The sequence below is a fragment of the Telluria mixta genome (genome assembly GCF_029223865.1).
Lineage (GTDB): Bacteria > Pseudomonadota > Gammaproteobacteria > Burkholderiales > Burkholderiaceae_D > Telluria > Telluria mixta.
In genome coordinates this window covers 361,037-377,158 of sequence record NZ_CP119520.1, presented here as the reverse complement: position 1 = coordinate 377,158, position 16,122 = coordinate 361,037, and the positions used below count along the sequence as shown (strand labels likewise).

Below are 16,122 nucleotides of genomic sequence, written 5' to 3'. Positions count from 1 at the left end.
CCGACGAGTTGTGCGGCGGCCCGCCCGGCGAGACGCCCGCGTGCTGGGGGCCGGAAGCCTGCGCCAACAATGGCCACCGGCTGGAAAACTTCACGGCGCCACTGCGCGAGGTGCTGGCCGGGGCGAGCCCGTCGTCGACCGCGAACTGTCGATCGAACGGCCGGACGGCAGCCGCATCGACGTCCTGCTCAACATCACGCCGCTGCGCGACCATGCGGGCGGCATCGCCGGCGCCGTCAACATCGTGCAGGACATCACGGCGCGCAAGCGCGTCGAGGACGAGCTGCGGGCGTCGGAACAGCGCTTCCGCACGCTGGCGAACACGGTGCCCGTGCTGATCTGGCAGAACGACGAAGACGCCCGCAACGTGTTCGTCAACCAGTATTACCTCGATTTCACGGGCAAGACGTTCGAGGACGTGATGGGCGTGCGCTGGCACGAGCTGGTGCACCCGGACGACGCGCCCGCGTACATCGCCGACTACATGGATGCCGTGCGCACGCGCCGGCCCTGGCGCAATCTCGACCGCCTGCTGCGCCGCGACGGCCAGTGGCGCTGGTTCGACAATTACGCGCAACCGCTGTTCGCGCCGGACGGCAGCTATGCGGGCCATGTCGGCGCCTCGCTCGACATCACGGACGCGGTGCTGGCCGAGCAGGCGCTGAAGGAAACGGACCGCCGCAAGGACGAATTCCTCGCCGTGCTGGCGCACGAGCTGCGCAACCCGCTCGCGCCGATCAGCAACGCGGTGCACCTGCTGCGCCATCCGGACGGCCGCCGCCGCGCCGACCGCCTCGTCGAAATGCTGGGCCGCCAGGTACGCCAGATGATCAAGCTCGTCGACGACCTGCTCGAGATCTCGCGTATCACGCGCGACAAGATCGAGCTGCACCGGCAGCCGCTGCTGCTGGCCGACATCGTGCACGGCGCCGTCGAGACGAGCCGGCCGCTGATCGACCAGCAGCACCACCACCTGGAGGTGCGCCTGCCGGAGGAACCGCTCACCCTCAACGCGGACAGCGTGCGCCTCACGCAGGTGCTCGCGAACCTGCTGAACAATGCGGCCAAGTACACGGACCAGGGCGGGACGATCGACCTGGAGGCGCGGCGCGACGGCACGGAAGTCGAGATCGCGGTGCGCGACAACGGCATCGGCATCCCGGCCGGCAACCTGCCCGCGGTGTTCGACATGTTCACGCAGGCCCACCGCGCGGCCGGACGCGGGCAGGGCGGGCTCGGCATCGGCCTCGCCATGGTGCGCAGCCTCGTGCAGATGCATGGCGGGACCGTGGAAGCGAAGAGCGCCGGCGCGGGCAGCGGCAGCGAATTCGTCGTGCGCCTGCCGCTGGCCGAGCCGCCCGACGAAGCGCACGACGGCACCGCCGCGGGGGCCGGCGCGGCGCCGCTCGCGGGGCAGCGCATCCTCGTCGTGGACGACAACCAGGACGCGGCCGACACGCTCGCGATGCTGCTGGACGCGGACGGTGCTCAGGCGCGCGCCGTGTACGACGGCCCGTCCGCGCTGGCCGCGTTGCCGGCCCTGCGGCCGCACACCGTGCTGCTCGACCTGGGCATGCCGGACATGGACGGCCTCGAGGTCGCGCGCCGCATCCGCGCCGATCCTGCCTGGTCGGGCGTGCGCATCGTCGCGCTGACGGGCTGGGGGCAGGAGAGCGACCGCGAACGCACGCGCGGGGCCGGGTTCGATTTTCACCTCACCAAGCCGGTCGACCTGACCGTCCTGCACGCCTGGCTCGGCACCCGTCACTGATCATCCAAAATATGCCGTGTCGGCCGCGACGCGCGGCGCGATGTGTCCATCGACCCAGTCGAGCCACGCCCGCGTGCGCGCATCCATGAAGTGACGCGACGGCAGCAGCGCGTACACGCCGATGTCGGGCGAGCGCCACCCCGGCAGGATGCGCACGAGGCGCCCCGCGCGCACGGCATCGATCACGGAGAACAGGGGCAGCAGCGTGATGCCGGCGCCGCGCAGCGCCACGTCCACGATCAGGTCCGGCGTGTCCGCCACGACCTGCCCCCGCGGCGCCAGCGTGAACACCGCGTCTTCTTTCGCACCGCCTTCGACGAGGCGCCAATCCGGCCCGACCGACGGATTCGCCAGCCGCAGGCAGGCGTGCGCGCGCAGGTCGTCCGGCGTCGCCGGCGTGCCGTGGCGGGCGAGGTAGGCCGGTGCGGCGCACAGGACGGCGAACGTGGTGCCGAGCCGGCGCGCCACCATGCCCGAATCGACGAGGGCTTCGGCCAGGTACAGGCTCACGTCGGCGCCGCGCGCCAGCAGGTCCGGCACGTATTGCGACGTCGAATACTCCACGGTCAGGTCGGGATACGCGGCGCAGAAGTCCGCCAGCACGGGCGCCACGTAGTGCTGGCCGAAGTTCGTCATGCACTGCACGCGCAGGCGCCCGCGCGGCCGCGCGCCGGCCCCGCGCGCCTGCGCCTCCGCTTCCTCGACGAGGGCCAGCAGCTCGCGGCAGCGCTCCGCGTAGGCGGCGCCGCTGTCGGTCAGCGCGTGCTTGCGCGTCGTGCGCTGCAGGAGCTTGGTGCCGAGGCGCCGCTCCAGGTCGGCCACGAGGCGCGAGACCTGGGCCGTCGTCAGGTCCATCTGCTCGGCGGCCAGCGTGAAGCTGCCGCTGTCGATCGTGCGCAGGAAGGCCTGCATGGCCCAGACGAGGCCGGCGTCGAGGTTGTTGCGCATGGTTTTATTACGTTTTACGTAAAGGTCATTTTCATTTTTCCGGATTGTTGCATGAGGCGTGCGTGACCACAATCGCAACATGCCATCCGAGGAGACCGCCATGAAGATCACGCCCGCCCCCGCCGTTGCCACTCCCTGGCGCTGGGTCCTGCTGGCCGTCCCGCCGCTGCTGTGGGCGGGCAACTTCGTGGCCGGCCGTGCCGTGCGCGACGCCGTGCCGCCGATGACGCTGGCGTTCGCGCGCCACCTGCTCGCCTTCCTCGTGCTGCTGCCGTTCGCGTGGCCGGGATTGCGTGCGGACGCGGGGACGTTGTGGCGCCACCGCGGGGTCATCGCGCGCACGGCGCTGGCGGGCATGGCCGGCTTCAACCTGCTCGTCTACGCCGCGCTGCACACGACGACGGCCACCAACGTGCTGCTGCTGAACGCCGCGATCCCCGTGCTGATCGTGCTGTTCGGCGCCGTGCTGGGCCGCGGCGCGCCGACGCGGCAGCAGGTCGCAGGCATGCTCCTGTCCTGCGCCGGTGTCCTGCTCATCATCGGCCACGGCGACCCGGCGCGCATCGCGCAACTGCGCTTCGCCCGCGGCGACCTGCTCGCGTTCGCGGCGATGGGCGGCTTTGCGCTGTACTCGCTGTGGCTGCGCGACCTGCCGGCCGGCGTCGACCGCATCGGCGTGCTGGCCGCGCAACTGGGCGTGGCGGCGGTCGGCCTGCTGCCGTTCGCCGCATGGGAGTGGGGCCGTGGCCTGCAGGCGCACCCCGCCCCGGCCGCACTCGGGGCCGTGCTGTACGTCGCGCTGGGTGCGTCGCTGCTTGCGCCGCTGTTGTACATGGCCGGCGTGGCACGCGTGGGCGCGGCCCGCGCCGGATTGTTCCTGCACCTGATCCCGGTGTTCGGCGCGCTGCTGGCGGCGCTGCTGCTGGGCGAGGCGCTGCAGGCGTACCACGCCCTCGGCATGCCGTCATCGCGACCGGGATGGCGGTGTCGAACCGGTCGCCGCGGCCGTGTACTCAGGCCGCGAACTGCGGTGCCTGCTGACGGAACGCCTTGCGGTAGGCCGCCGGCGACGTCTGCAGCGCGGCGCGGAAGTGCTGGCGCAGCGACAACGCCGAGCCGAAGCCGGCCTCCTGCGCCACCACCTCGACGGCCGCATCGGATGTCTCCAGCATCCAGCGCGCGTGCGCCAGCCGCTGGGCCAGCAGCCATTGCTTGAACGACGTGCCCGTCGCCTGGCGGAAGTGGCGCGTGAAGTTACGCCGGCTCATGGCAGCGCGCTGCGCCAGGTCGTCGATGCCATGCTCCTCGGCGAGGTGGCGCGTCACCCAGTCCAGCACGGCGGACAGCCGGCCGTCGCTGGGCGACACGGGCAGCGGCCGTTCGATGAACTGGGCTTGCCCCCCTTGCCGGTGCGGCGCGACGACGAGCATGCGCGCCACGTGGTTCGCCGCGTCCGCGCCGCACAGCCGGCGCATCAGGTGCAGGCAGCAGTCGATGCCGGCCGCCACGCCCGCCGACGTCAGCACGTCGCCGTCGTCCACGTACAGCACGTCAGGATCCACTTTCACGCGCGGGTGGCGGCGCGCCAGCTCGGCGGCGAGCGCCCAGTGCGTGGCCACCGTGCGGCCGTCCAGCAGGCCCGCCTCGGCCACCGGGAACGCGCCGAGGCACAGCGCGACGATGCAGGCGCCGCGTGCATGCGCCGCGCGCAGCGCGTCCAGCAGCGCGGGCGGGGCGGGGCGGCAATCGTCGTACCAGGCGGGCATGACGACGATGTCGGCATCGAGGAGCGCCTCCAGGCCGTGGCCGGGCACGATGCCGAAGCCGGCGCTCGTGGCCAGCGGGGCGTCCGGGTCGGCGCCGCACACGGTCAGCGCGAAGCGGGAGCGCGCATCCGCGCCGGGACGGCCGCTGAACACGAGGCAGGGCACGGACAGGTGGAAGGGCGTCATGCCGTCGAAGGCGATGACGGCCACGCGCCAGGTGGAGGGATGATTTTGGGTCATGGCCCGATTATATCGAAGGATGTCCTGCGGGCCGCTGTCGGCGAACCGGCCGCACCGCGACAATGGCGTCACACACACCAAGGAGAGACACCATGCAAGTGACCCAGATCCGCAACGCCACCCTGCTCATCGAGTACGCCGGCAAGACCTTCCTCGTCGATCCGCTGCTGGCCGACAAGGGCGCCTACCCCGGCTTTGCCGGCACGGCCAACAGCCACCTGGCCAATCCGCTCGTCGACCTGCCCGTGCCGCTGGAAACACTGTTCGACGTGGACGCCGTGCTCGTCACGCACCTGCACGCCGACCACTGGGACGAGGCCGCGCGGCGCACGCTGCCCCGTTTGCTGCCCGTGTTCGCGCAGAACGACGCCGACGCGCAGGCCATCCGCGCCGACGGGTTCACCGACGTGCGCACGCTCGGCGCACAAGGCGACACGCTGTTCGACGGCATCCGCATCGCCCAGACGCGCGGCCAGCACGGCAGCGACAGCGTCATGGCCGTGATCGGCGCGCGCATGGGCGAGGTGAGCGGCCTCGTGCTGCGCCATCCGGACGAGCCGACCTTGTACATCGCCGGCGACACGGTGTGGAACGTGCACGTGGCGGGGGCGCTGGAGACGTACGACCCGGACGTCGTCGTGCTGAACTGCGGCGATGCGCAGGTGCCGGGCCTGGGCCCCATCATCATGGACCTGGACGACGTGGCCAGCGTGGTGAAGGCGGCGCCGCGGGCGACGATCGTCGCGAGCCACCTGGAAGCGGTGAACCATTGCATGCTGACGCGGGCCGAGCTGCGGGCGTGGGTGGATACGCAGGCGCTGGCGGCGCGGGTGCTCGTACCCGACGACGGCGAGGCGTGCATGTTCACCCAAATCGCCACGGCTTCGCGGTAGTATGCGGAAGACGGCGCCGTGCCGTCTTCCTGCGAGATAGCCGATGCCCATCGATGCCACCGAATTCGACGAGTACCTGCAGTTCGCCAACGAGCTGGCCGACGCGGCCGCCGGCGCCATCCTGCCGCACTTCCGCGCCGGCAGCGGCGCCGAGAACAAGAGCGCGCACGGCTTCGATCCCGTGACGGCGGCCGACCGCGGCGCCGAGCGCGTGATGCGGGCGCTGATCCGTGCCCGCTACCCTCACCACGGCATCCTCGGCGAAGAGGAGGGGGCCCAGGCGGGCGAGGGCTTGACGTGGGTGCTCGACCCCATCGACGGCACCAAGGCCTTCCTCCTCGGCCTGCCGCTGTGGGGCACGCTGATCGCGCTGAACGACGGCACGCGCCCGGTACTGGGCCTGATGAACCAGCCTTTTACGCGCGAGCGCTTCGTCGGCACGGCGCACTGCGCCTGGAACGGCGGCCACGTGCTGCACACGCGCCCGTGCGCGCAGCTGGCGGACGCGCACGTGATGTGCACGTCGCCCGACATTTTCGATCCCGTGCAGCGCATCGCGTTCGACGCCGTCGCGGGCCGCGCGCGGCTGCTGCGCTATGGCGGCGACTGCTACGCCTACTGCATGCTGGCGTCCGGCCTCGTCGACGCCGTCATCGAGGCGGGCCTGCAGCCGTGGGACGTGCAGGCACTGGTGCCCATCATCGAAGGGGCGGGCGGCGTGATCACGGCGTGGGATGGCGGCGACGTGCAGCATGGCGGCACGGTGCTGGCATGCGGCGACCGGCGCCTGCACGCGCAGCTGGTGCGCGATCTAGCCGTTCGCTAGCCACGCGGCGAGTGCGCCCAGGTCCACCGGCTTGGTCATATGATGATCGAACCCGGCCGCGCGCGTGCGCTCGCGGTCGGCCTGCTGGCCCCAGCCCGTGAGGGCCACGATACGCACGTGCGCGTGGCCTTCGGCGCGGATGGCCCGCGCGACGTCGAAGCCGTCCATCTCCGGCATGCCCAGGTCGAGCAGCACGACGCTGGGCGCGAACCCGGGCAGCGACGCCAGCGCGGCCGGGCCGCCGTACACGGCCCGTGCCCGTGCCCCGTGCGTGTCCAGCAGCAGGGCCAGCGTGTCGGCCGCGTCGGCATTGTCGTCCACGACGAGCACGCGGTGACCGGCCAGCGCCGCACACGTCGTCCCCGCCTCGCCGTCCGGCGCCGTGCCGTGCAGCAGGGGTAACCGTACGACGAATTCGCTGCCGCAGCCCGGTCCCGCGCTGTGTGCTTCCACGGTCCCGCCGTGCATGTCGACGAGCTTGCGCACGATGGCGAGACCGATGCCCAGGCCGTCGCCGCAGCCCCGGTCGCCCAGGTGCGGCTGCGCGAACATTTCGAACACGTGCGGCAGCTGGGCGGCCGGGATGCCGCGGCCGTTGTCGCGCACCCGCAGCACGACGGCGGGGCCTTCGCGCCGGGCGAGCAGTTCGATGCGGCCGCCCGGGCCGGTGTACTTGGCGGCGTTGTTGACCAGGTTCGTGAGGACCTGCGTAAGTCGCACGGCGTCGCCATCCACGACAAGAGAGTCGTCCTGCACCGTCACGTCGAGGACGTGGCCGGCGCGTTCGACCTGCGGGCGGCTCGCCTCGACGGCGTCGCGCACGACGTCGGCCAGGGCCAGTGCGCGCCGGTCCAGTTCGATCTTGCCGCGCGAGATGCGGGCGATTTCCATCAGGTCGTCGACGAGCTTGACGATCTGCCGCACCTGGCGCTCGACGATGCCCGTGAGGCGGTCCGTCGCGTCCCGGTTGTCGGTGCGGCGCATCAGCTGGATCGCGTTGCTGATCGGCGCGAGCGGGTTGCGCAGCTCGTGCGCCAGGGTGGCGAGGAATTCGTCCTTGCGCCGGTCCGCTTCCTTCAGCGCCTGCTCCGCGCGCACGCGCTCGATCGCGGCCCACGTCCGTTCGCCGGCCTCGCGCACGAGGTTCACCTCGGCCGCGTTCCAGTGCCGCGGCGCCGCGTGATGCACGCAGAACACGCCGGCGACGCGCCCGCCGGAATACAGCCCCACGCCCACGTGCGACGCGATGCCGACGCTGATCCAGCCGGCGCGCGTGGTGCTGTCCGTGTGCGGGTCGCGCGCCGTATCCTCGACGACGAACGGCTCGCCCCGCTCGAACGCGGCGAGCGCCCGCATGCCCAGCGCGGGCATCGGATACGTGCCGGCCAGCGACGCGACGCCTTCCACGTGGTCGCGCCGGATGCGGATCCGGTCTTCCTCGAATTCGCCGATCAGCACGCGGCTCGCGCCGAGGTGCGCGGCGACCATGCGCGTGGCCGTCGTCTCGATCGCGTCGGCATCGTCCAGCGAGCGCATCGCGTCGGACAGGCGCAGCAGGAACGCCGCCCGTTCCTCGCTCTCGCGCAGGCGCGCTTCCAGCATGCGCCGGCCGGTCGTGTCGCGCGAGACACCCACGACCTGCTCGACCGATCCGTCCTCGGCCAGCACGGGGCCCCAGCGGAACTGGAAATAGGCGCTCGTGCCGGTCGGGCTCGTGAAGTAGATCTCGTCCTGGATGGTGACGCCGGTGCGGAAGATGGTGTCGAGGTGGCCGTCCAGGCGTGCGGCCAGGTCCGACGGGAAGTCCAGGTCGGCGAAGCCGCGGCCCACGAGGTCCCCGGCGGCCATCCCGTACAGTTCTTCCATCGCGCGGTTGACGTAGACGAAGCGGTGCGAGCGGTCGAATGCGTACACGAAGTCGGGCAGCGCATCCATCGTCGTCGCGACGAAGCGCGACTGGCGCATCAGTTCCACGTGGGCGGCTTCGCGCTCGGCCTGCGCCTGCGCGCGCTCGACGGCGGCCCAGGTGCGCTCGGCCGTCTCCTGCATCAACGCCAGGTCCGCATTGCTCCATGCGCGCGCGCGGCCGTGGTGCGCGAACAGGATGGCGACGAGGCGGCCATCCTTCACGAGCGGCACGTCGGCCACGGAGGCGGCGCCGAGCACGGCATGCGCGGCCCGCGCGGCGGCATCCAGGTCCGGATCGTTCTGCACGTCCGGTCGCACGATGGGCCGGCCCATGCGCAGCGCGGCCAGCAGGCCGGGGCCATAGTCGGCGTAGCGCAGCTTGCTGCCGAAGGCGGACGCGCTCGTGCCGTCGGCATGGGTGACGATCAGGTGCTCGCCGTCGCCGCAGTCGGCCGCGTAGCCGGTGCGGTCGATGCCGAGATGGTCGCGCAGCACGCGCGCGGCTTCCTCCTGGATACGGCGCGGGTCGGCCAGCGGCCGCAGCGTGTCGTTCAGGCGCAGCAGGAACGCCTGGCGCCGCTCGTCGTCGCGCCGGGCCGCATGGCTGCGGTGGCGTTCGATGGCGCCGGCCGCCGTGCGCGCGAGCAGGTCGAGCAGGCCGGTGCTGTCCGCCGCCGGCGGCCGCGCGAGGGCAAGGCGCAGCGTGCCCAGCACGGTGCCGTCGTGGGCCGACAGGGGAAGGGCGTACGGCGCATCCGTGGTCGTGGCGCGGGCGATGGGCACGACGTCGTTGCGGTAGCCGGCCGCGGCGCCGTGCGTACGCTGGGCCACGATGGCGCGCCCGGCATCCGGCCCGGCGGCCAGTTCGATGCGGCCGTAGGCGGCGCCGGCCAGTGCGCAGGCGCGGTTCAGCACCGGGGCCAGCGCCGCGGGCAGGTCGGCCTGGCCGGGCGGCGCCACGTGCAGTTCGAGCAGCGGACGCAGGATGGCGGGGCTGGCCAGCAGCGCGGCTTCGGCGGTGCCGCTGGTGCGCGTTTCGACGTGATGGCGCAGCGTCGCGAGATGACGGTCGACGTGGGAGGCGGACTGCGCGTCGTCCAGCGCCTTCACGACCCGGTGCGCGGCGGCCGCGAAGGACGACAGTTCCGCCAGCAGGCGCGCATCCTCGGCATCGAACTGCCGCTCGGGATCGTGGGCGATGACCCAGACGGTGCCGATCGGCTGCTCGTCGATCGTCCAGGGCACGAGCAGGCATTCGAGCAGGGCGGGACCGCCGCAGCGCAGCGGGGCGAAGCGGCGCGCCGGCCCGTCGAACAGCAGCGTCGTATTGCGTTCGATGACGACGCCGCACGGGCTGTCCCCGCGCGGCACCGTGGCGCCCAGCGCGGCGGCGTGTGCGCCGGCCATCGCGTGCCAGCGGAACACGTCGCCCTTCGCGCCATGTTCGAGAATGCTGACGCCGGCCGTGCCGGCGCGGCACAGTTGCAGCGCGAGTTCGGCGAGCCGCTGCAACACGCCGCGCGGATGGGTCACGAGCTCCTGGCTGAGCAGCGTGAGGGCGCGGCTCTCCGCGCGGTGGTCGGGCGCGCGCGCAGGGCGGCGCGCGAGTTCGTGCGTGATCAAGACTTCGTCGAGGGTCACCTCGACATTGCCCGTGTCGTTATGCGTCATGTCTTCTCGTCCGTTGTTATTCCGGGCAGACTCTGCGCGGCTGAGCCGCGAACGAGAAGAATAGGTTTAGATCGTTTTGCAGGGCAAGCGAAAAATGAGTTTTAGTGATATTTCATTTGGTCAGTGTTGCCGATGCGACGATTCAAATTCCGGGTGGAAAATCTTTACTTGCCGACAGGCACTTCGTGGTCGCCCAGCAGCACCTTGTCGGGTGTGATGGGCGTCGTGCGCAGGCGCTTGCCGGTGGCGTGGAACACGGCGTTGGCGACGGCCGCCGCCACGCCCACGATGCCGATCTCGCCGACGCCCTTGGCACCGAGCTGCTTGCTGACGATGCGGTCTTCCTCGTCGGCGAAGATCACGTCGATGGCGTGGATATCCTTGTTGACCGCCACGTGGTACTCGGCGTAATTGTGGTTCATGAAGCGGCCGAGGCGATGGTCCGTGAACGTTTCTTCGTGCAGCGCCTGGCTGATGCCCCATACGACGGCGCCGCTGACCTGGCTCGCGGCCGTCTTCGCATTGATGATGCGGCCGGCCGCGACGGCGGACACGGCCCGCGTCACACGTACCATGCCGAGCCGCTCGTTGACGCGCACCTCCACGAACACGGCCGAGTGCACGGCGCGCGAAAACTTGCGCTGCTTGAGCATCTGCGGCGTCATCAGGTATTTCTCCTCGATGCGCTCGCGCCCCGCCTGCGCCAGCAGGCTTGTCAGCGGGATGCCCTGGTCCGGCTGCCCGTGAGGCTGGATGCGGCCGTCGGCGAATTCCACGTCCTTGACCTTGAGGCCCTTGAAGGCCGGATGCTTGTGCGCGAGTTTCAGCAGCGTGGCCTTCAGCTTGTCGCAGGCGCCGGCCACGCCGCCGCCCACCGTCGTCACGTGCGACGAGCCGCCTTCCACAGGCGCCAGCGGCAGGGTGGAATCGCCCAGCTGGAACGTGACTTTTTCGAGCGGCAGGCCGAGGCGCTCGGCCGCGATCATCGCCATGACGGTGTACGTGCCGGTGCCGATGTCGGACGCGGCACTCGACACGACGAGGCGCCCGTCCGCATGCAGTACGGCGGACACGCGCGCGATCATCACGAGCGAATCCCAGATGCCCGTCGCCATGCCCCAGCCGATCAACTCGTCGCCGTCCTTCATCGAACGGGGTTCGACGGGCCGGTCCTTCCAGCCGAAGCGCTCCGCGCCGAGCCGGTAGCACTGGCGCAGTTCCTTGCTGGAGAACGGCTTGTCTTCCAGGTGGTTGTGCTCCGCGTAGTTCTTCAGGCGGAACTCGAGCGGGTCCATGCGCAGCGCGTACGCCAGTTCGTCCATCGCGACTTCCAGCGCATGCACGCCGTGCGCGGCGCCCGGCGCGCGCATGTCGATGGGCGTCGCGCGGTCCTGCTCGACGAGCTGGTAGCCGAGGTGGATGTTGTCGCACGCGTACATCTGCCCGGACCAGTTGACGACGACTTCCACGTAGTCTTCCAGGCGCGACGTCTCCTGGATCGCCTCGTGCCACACGGCCTGCAACTTGCCGTCCCTGTCGGCCGCCAGTTTTATCTTGTGCCACGTCTCGGGCCGGTGGCCGAAGCTGAACATCTGCTGGCGCGTGAGCACGACGCGCACGGAGCGCTTCAGCTTCAGCGCGCCCATCACGGCGAGCGGCAGTTGATACTGCGGACGCAGCCCGGACCCGAACGCGCCGCCCACGTACGGGTTGCGCACAGTGACCTTGTTCTTGGAGAGCCCGAACACGTGCGACACGTACCAGCGGCTGTTCTGCGAGCTCTGGGTCTTGTCGTAGATCGTCAGGTGGCCGTCCTCGCCGTAGACGACGGTCGAGGCGAACATCTCCATCGGATTGTGGTGCTCGACGGCGTTGTAGTACTCCGCCTCGATTTTGACGGGCGCCGCGTCGAACGCCTGGTCCGCATCGCCCTTGCTGCCCGGCGGCGTGAAACCCGCCTTCATCGGACGCGGCTTGTAGGCCCTGTTCAACGTCGAAAGGAGATTCGTGTCGTGTTCCTCGATGTCGTACGTGAGGCGCACGAGGCTGGCCGCGTAGCGCGCGGCTTCGAACGTCTCGGCCACGACGAGTGCCACCGGCTGGCCGCTCCAGAACACGCGATCCGAGAAGAGGGGGCGGAACGGCGAGCCGCCGGGTGCCGTCATGTCCTTGTACGCGAGGTCGTTGCCGCGCATCTTCGGCCGGTTCTCGTGCGTGATCACGTCGATCACGCCGGGCACGCCACGGGCGGCTTCGGTATCGATGGTCTTGATGCGGCCGCGTGCGACGGTGCCGCTGACGACGACGCCGTATGCCAGGTCCGGCGCCGGGATCTCGGCCGCGTAGTGCGCCGTGCCCGTCACCTTGGCGCGGCCGTCGATGCGCGACACGGCCATGCCGCTGTGCACGCGGCCCGTGCCGTCGGGTGCCGTCGGGGTGCGCAGGTCGGGGATCAGGTCGGTCATCGCGGGGCTCCCCTCAGTTCGTTCTTCTGCACGGCGTTCGTCAATGCCTGGACGATGGCATTCTTCGCCAGCGGTATCTTGAAATCGTTCTGGCCGTAGCCGCGCGCGCCGCGCAGGATGCGCTCGGCCGCCTGTTCGAACGCGGTCTCGCCGGCGGGCCGGCCGGTGAGCAGCTCTTCCGCTTCCTCGACCCGCCATGGCTTGTGCGCCACGCCGCCCAGCGCGATGCGGGCCGCGCGCACGGTGCCGTCCGCGGCGAGGTCGAGCGCGGCGGCCACCGACACGAGCGCGAACGCGTACGACAGCCGGTCGCGCACCTTCACGTACTCGAAGCGCTGCGCGAAGCGGCGCGCGTCGGGCAAGGTGATGTGCGTGATCAGTTCACCGGGCTGCAGGGTGCTGTCCACGTCCGGCGTGTCGCCCGGCAGGCGGTGGAAGTCGGCGAACGGAATCGAGCGTTCACCGTTCGCCGCGCGCACGTGCACGGTCGCATCGAGCGCGCGCAGGGCCACGCACATATCGGACGGATGGGTGGCGATGCACTGCGGGCTCGTGCCGAGGATCGCGAGCTGGCGGTTGAGGCCGGCCTTGGCGGGGCAGCCCGTGCCCGGCCCGCGCTTGTTGCACGGCGTGCCCACGTCGTAGAAATAGACGCAGCGGGTGCGCTGCAGCAGGTTGCCGCCGTTCGTCGCCATGTTGCGCAACTGGGGCGACGCGCCGGCCAGGATCGCGGCCGCCAGCAGCGGATAGCGCTCCCGCACGAGCGGGTGATACGCCGTGTCCGCGTTGCGGGCGAGGGCGCCCAGGCGCAGGCCCGTGCCGTCTTCCGCGATGGCGGCGAGGCCCGCGATCGGGTTGATGTCGACGAGGCCGGAGGGCTTCATCACACCCTCCTTGATCAGGTCGAGCAGGTTCGTGCCGCCGGCGATGGGACGCGCGCCCGGGGCGGCGAGGGCGGCCAGCGCGGCGTCCACGTCGGCGGGCTGCTGGAAGTCGAACGGATTCATTTTTCGATCTCCATCACGTCGCAGACGGCCTGCGCGATCTGCGGATAGGCGCCGCAGCGGCACACGTTCCCGCTCATCAGTTCGCGCACGTCGTCGACCGTCTTCGCCTGGCCCTCGGCGACGAGGCCGGCCGCCGAACAGATCTGGCCCGGCGTGCAGTAGCCGCACTGGAAGGCATCGTGGTCGATGAAGGCCTGCTGCAGCGGATGCAGCGTGTCGCCATCGGCCAGGCCCTCGATCGTCGTGACCTCGTGGCCGTTCTGCATGACGGCGAGGGTGAGGCAGGCGTTGATGCGGCGCCCGTCCAGCAGCACCGTGCAGGCGCCGCACTGGCCGTGGTCGCAGCCCTTCTTGGTGCCTGTGAGGCCGGCGCGTTCGCGCAGCAGGTCGAGCAGCGTCACCGTGGATTCGACGGCGAATGCGCGGTCCTCGCCGTTGATGCGCAGGCGGATGGGGTACTGCCGGTAAGCGTCCATGGCCGTCCTTGTCGGGGCAAAGCCCTCACCTTACGGTTCCAGGGACGGCCGTTCGGTTAGGTCACACACACAATGTGATCGATCTGGCAACGCAGTGTGTCATTTGTGCAGCAGTCCGCATGGTTTTCGCATAAAAGGTGAATTCTCATCAATTATTTCGAAGTAGAATGTTTTCAAAGTTTTACAACGGCACGGGATGTAACCGTAATGCAACGGTTGCGGCGTCAGGGCGCCCCGTCCAGGCAAGGATGCTCATGCTCAGTCAACAAGATCTCGCAGAAGAAGCACGCCTCCAGGCCTTGCACGCGCTGGGGTTGCTCGATACGCCCCGCGAAGACCGGTTCGACCGGTTCACCCGCCTCGCCCTGGCCGCGTTCCACGTCCCCATCGCGCTCGTGTCGCTCGTCGACCGCGAGCGCCAATGGTTCAAGTCGCACGCCGGCCTCGATTACCGCGAGACACCGCGCCCGCTCGCCTTCTGCAGCCACGCCATCGCCCTCGACGACATGCTGGTCGTGCCCGACACGCTGGCCGACGAACGCTTCGTCGCGCATCCGCACGTGACGGGCGCGCCGGGCATCCGCTTCTATGCCGGCCAGCCGCTGCACAGCGTGGATGGCCAGCCGCTCGGCACCCTGTGCATCATCGACACGGCCCCGCGCACGTTCGGCGACGCCGACCGCCGCATGCTGTGCGACCTCGCGCAACTGGTGCAGGACGAGTTGAACCGCGACGTGCTGGTCGCCGCGCGCACGCGCGAGCTGCAGGACAAGAACGCCACGCTCGAACTGACGATGCGCATGCGCGAGGCAGCCGAGCAGGCCTTGCGCCAGAAGCAGGAATTGCTGGACGCCGTGCTGGAAACCGTGGACGTGGGCGTGGTCGCCTGCGACGCCGACGGCCACCTGATGCTGTTCAACCGCGCGGCGCGCGCCTTCCACGGCCTCGACGCGGACAGCGCGCTGCCGCAGGCCGACTGGCCCGCGCACTACGATCTATATGGCGAGGACGGCCTCACGCCGCTGGCGCCCGCCGACATCCCGCTCGTGCGCGCGCTGCGCGGCGAGCGCGTGATCGACGCCGGCATGACGATCCACGTGCCGGGCGAGCCGACGCGCCGCCTGCTGGCGAGCGGCCGCGCGCTGCACGGGACGGCCGGCGAGCCGCTGGGCGCCGTCGTCGCGATGAAGGACGTGACGGAACTGGACGCGTCGCGCGCCCGCCTGGCCGAGAGCGGCGAATGGCTGCGCACCATCGCCGACAACGTGCCGGCGCTGATCGCCTACGTCGACACGGACCTGCGCTACCGCTTCGCCAACGAGCGCTATCGCGAATGGTTCGGCGTGAAGCCCGCCGACATGGTCGGCAAGACCGTGCTGGACGCGATGGGCGACGGGTTCTACGCCCCGCGCCGCGCCGCGCTCGAGCGCTGCCTGGGCGGACACGCGTCGCACCTCGAGATCGAGGAACAGCGCCGCGGCCGCACGCGCGTCATCAGCTCCACGTATCTGCCGCACATCCGCGACGGCATCGTGCAGGGCATCTACGTGCTGTCGACGGATGCGACGTCCGCGCGCGAATACGAGCGCCAGCTGCATGCGCTCGCCCACTCCGACCACCTGACCGGCCTGCCGAACCGGCGCAGCTACGAGGAGCGCTTCGCGCAGGCCGTCGCGCGCGCCCGCCGCGGCGCGACGCCGCTGGCGCTGGCCTACCTCGACGTCGACCACTTCAAGCAGATCAACGACAGCCTCGGCCACGCGGTGGGCGACGCCGTACTGCGCGAGTTCGCGCGCCGCCTCGGCGCCACGGTGCGCGCCACGGACACGGTGGCACGCCTGGCCGGCGACGAATTCGTCATCGTGCTGGAGCAGGTCGGCTCGCCGCTGGAATGCGAACGCGTCGCCGCCAAGCTGCTCGACGCGATCCGCACGCCGTTCGCGGTGGACGGGCATACGCTGGCGGTCACGAGCAGCATCGGCATCGCGTGGAGCGCGCGTCCGGAGCAGGCCGCAATGGCCCATGCGGCGGACGACGGGTTGTACCGGTCCAAGCATGCCGGGCGCGACACGGTGTGCGTGCTCGTCGTGGGCAACTGACCACCACCTTTTTACAAAATCTTTACGGCCCCGCCAGTACGATACCAGCCAC

General features: G+C 70.6%; 10 protein-coding genes and 1 pseudogene. 5 read left to right on the top strand and 6 right to left on the bottom strand.

Annotation, left to right across the window (positions count from 1 at the left end; all coding sequences use genetic code 11):
- The first annotated feature begins 40 nt into the window (after positions 1-40).
- Complete coding sequence (locus P0M04_RS01660; protein ID WP_281042351.1) at positions 41-1,771, top strand: hybrid sensor histidine kinase/response regulator; 1,731 nt, start codon at positions 41-43, stop codon at positions 1,769-1,771.
- On the opposite strand, the gene P0M04_RS01655 is transcribed toward P0M04_RS01660, so the two are convergent.
- A complete protein-coding gene (locus P0M04_RS01655) occupies positions 1,772-2,719 on the bottom strand; it encodes a LysR family transcriptional regulator (protein ID WP_259449058.1) in 948 nt (315 codons plus the stop codon).
- A 79-nt stretch (positions 2,720-2,798) separates the two neighbouring features.
- On the opposite strand from P0M04_RS01655, the pseudogene P0M04_RS01650 reads away from it, so the two are divergent.
- Positions 2,799-3,620: pseudogene (locus P0M04_RS01650) on the top strand (DMT family transporter); the annotation flags it as partial.
- Between the two features lie 112 nt (positions 3,621-3,732).
- On the opposite strand, the gene P0M04_RS01645 reads toward P0M04_RS01650, so the two are convergent.
- Positions 3,733-4,725, bottom strand: a complete 993-nt coding sequence (locus tag P0M04_RS01645; RefSeq protein ID WP_259449059.1) for a GlxA family transcriptional regulator — start codon at positions 4,723-4,725, stop codon at positions 3,733-3,735.
- A gap of 92 nt (positions 4,726-4,817) precedes the next feature.
- On the opposite strand from P0M04_RS01645, the gene P0M04_RS01640 reads away from it, so the two are divergent.
- Together P0M04_RS01640 and hisN are read left to right on the top strand one after the other, a co-directional pair.
- A complete protein-coding gene (locus P0M04_RS01640; RefSeq protein ID WP_259449060.1) occupies positions 4,818-5,618 on the top strand; it encodes an MBL fold metallo-hydrolase in 801 nt (266 codons plus the stop codon).
- Positions 5,619-5,661: 43 nt separating this feature from the next.
- Entirely contained in the window at positions 5,662-6,444 is a 783-nt protein-coding gene (gene hisN, locus P0M04_RS01635) for a histidinol-phosphatase (protein WP_259449061.1), read from the top strand.
- Here the strand turns inward: hisN and P0M04_RS01630 are convergent.
- The 4 genes from P0M04_RS01630 to P0M04_RS01615 form a co-directional block, all read right to left on the bottom strand.
- On the bottom strand, positions 6,430-10,023 hold the full coding sequence (locus P0M04_RS01630; protein ID WP_259449062.1) for a GAF domain-containing protein: 3,594 nt from the start codon (positions 10,021-10,023) through the stop codon (positions 6,430-6,432). The two genes, hisN and P0M04_RS01630, sit on opposite strands and share 15 nt — an antisense overlap.
- A 164-nt stretch (positions 10,024-10,187) precedes the next feature.
- On the bottom strand, positions 10,188-12,488 hold the full coding sequence (locus tag P0M04_RS01625) for a xanthine dehydrogenase family protein molybdopterin-binding subunit (RefSeq protein WP_259449063.1): 2,301 nt from the start codon (positions 12,486-12,488) through the stop codon (positions 10,188-10,190).
- On the bottom strand, positions 12,485-13,495 hold the full coding sequence (locus P0M04_RS01620) for an FAD binding domain-containing protein (protein ID WP_259449064.1): 1,011 nt from the start codon (positions 13,493-13,495) through the stop codon (positions 12,485-12,487). The genes P0M04_RS01625 and P0M04_RS01620 overlap by 4 nt, the downstream gene beginning before the upstream one ends.
- On the bottom strand, positions 13,492-13,971 hold the full coding sequence (locus P0M04_RS01615) for a (2Fe-2S)-binding protein (RefSeq protein ID WP_259449065.1): 480 nt from the start codon (positions 13,969-13,971) through the stop codon (positions 13,492-13,494). Before P0M04_RS01615 ends, P0M04_RS01620 begins: the two co-directional genes overlap by 4 nt.
- Before the next feature lie 254 nt (positions 13,972-14,225).
- On the opposite strand from P0M04_RS01615, the gene P0M04_RS01610 reads away from it, so the two are divergent.
- On the top strand, positions 14,226-16,070 hold the full coding sequence (locus tag P0M04_RS01610) for a sensor domain-containing diguanylate cyclase (protein ID WP_259449066.1): 1,845 nt from the start codon (positions 14,226-14,228) through the stop codon (positions 16,068-16,070).
- Positions 16,071-16,122: the final 52 nt, after the last annotated feature.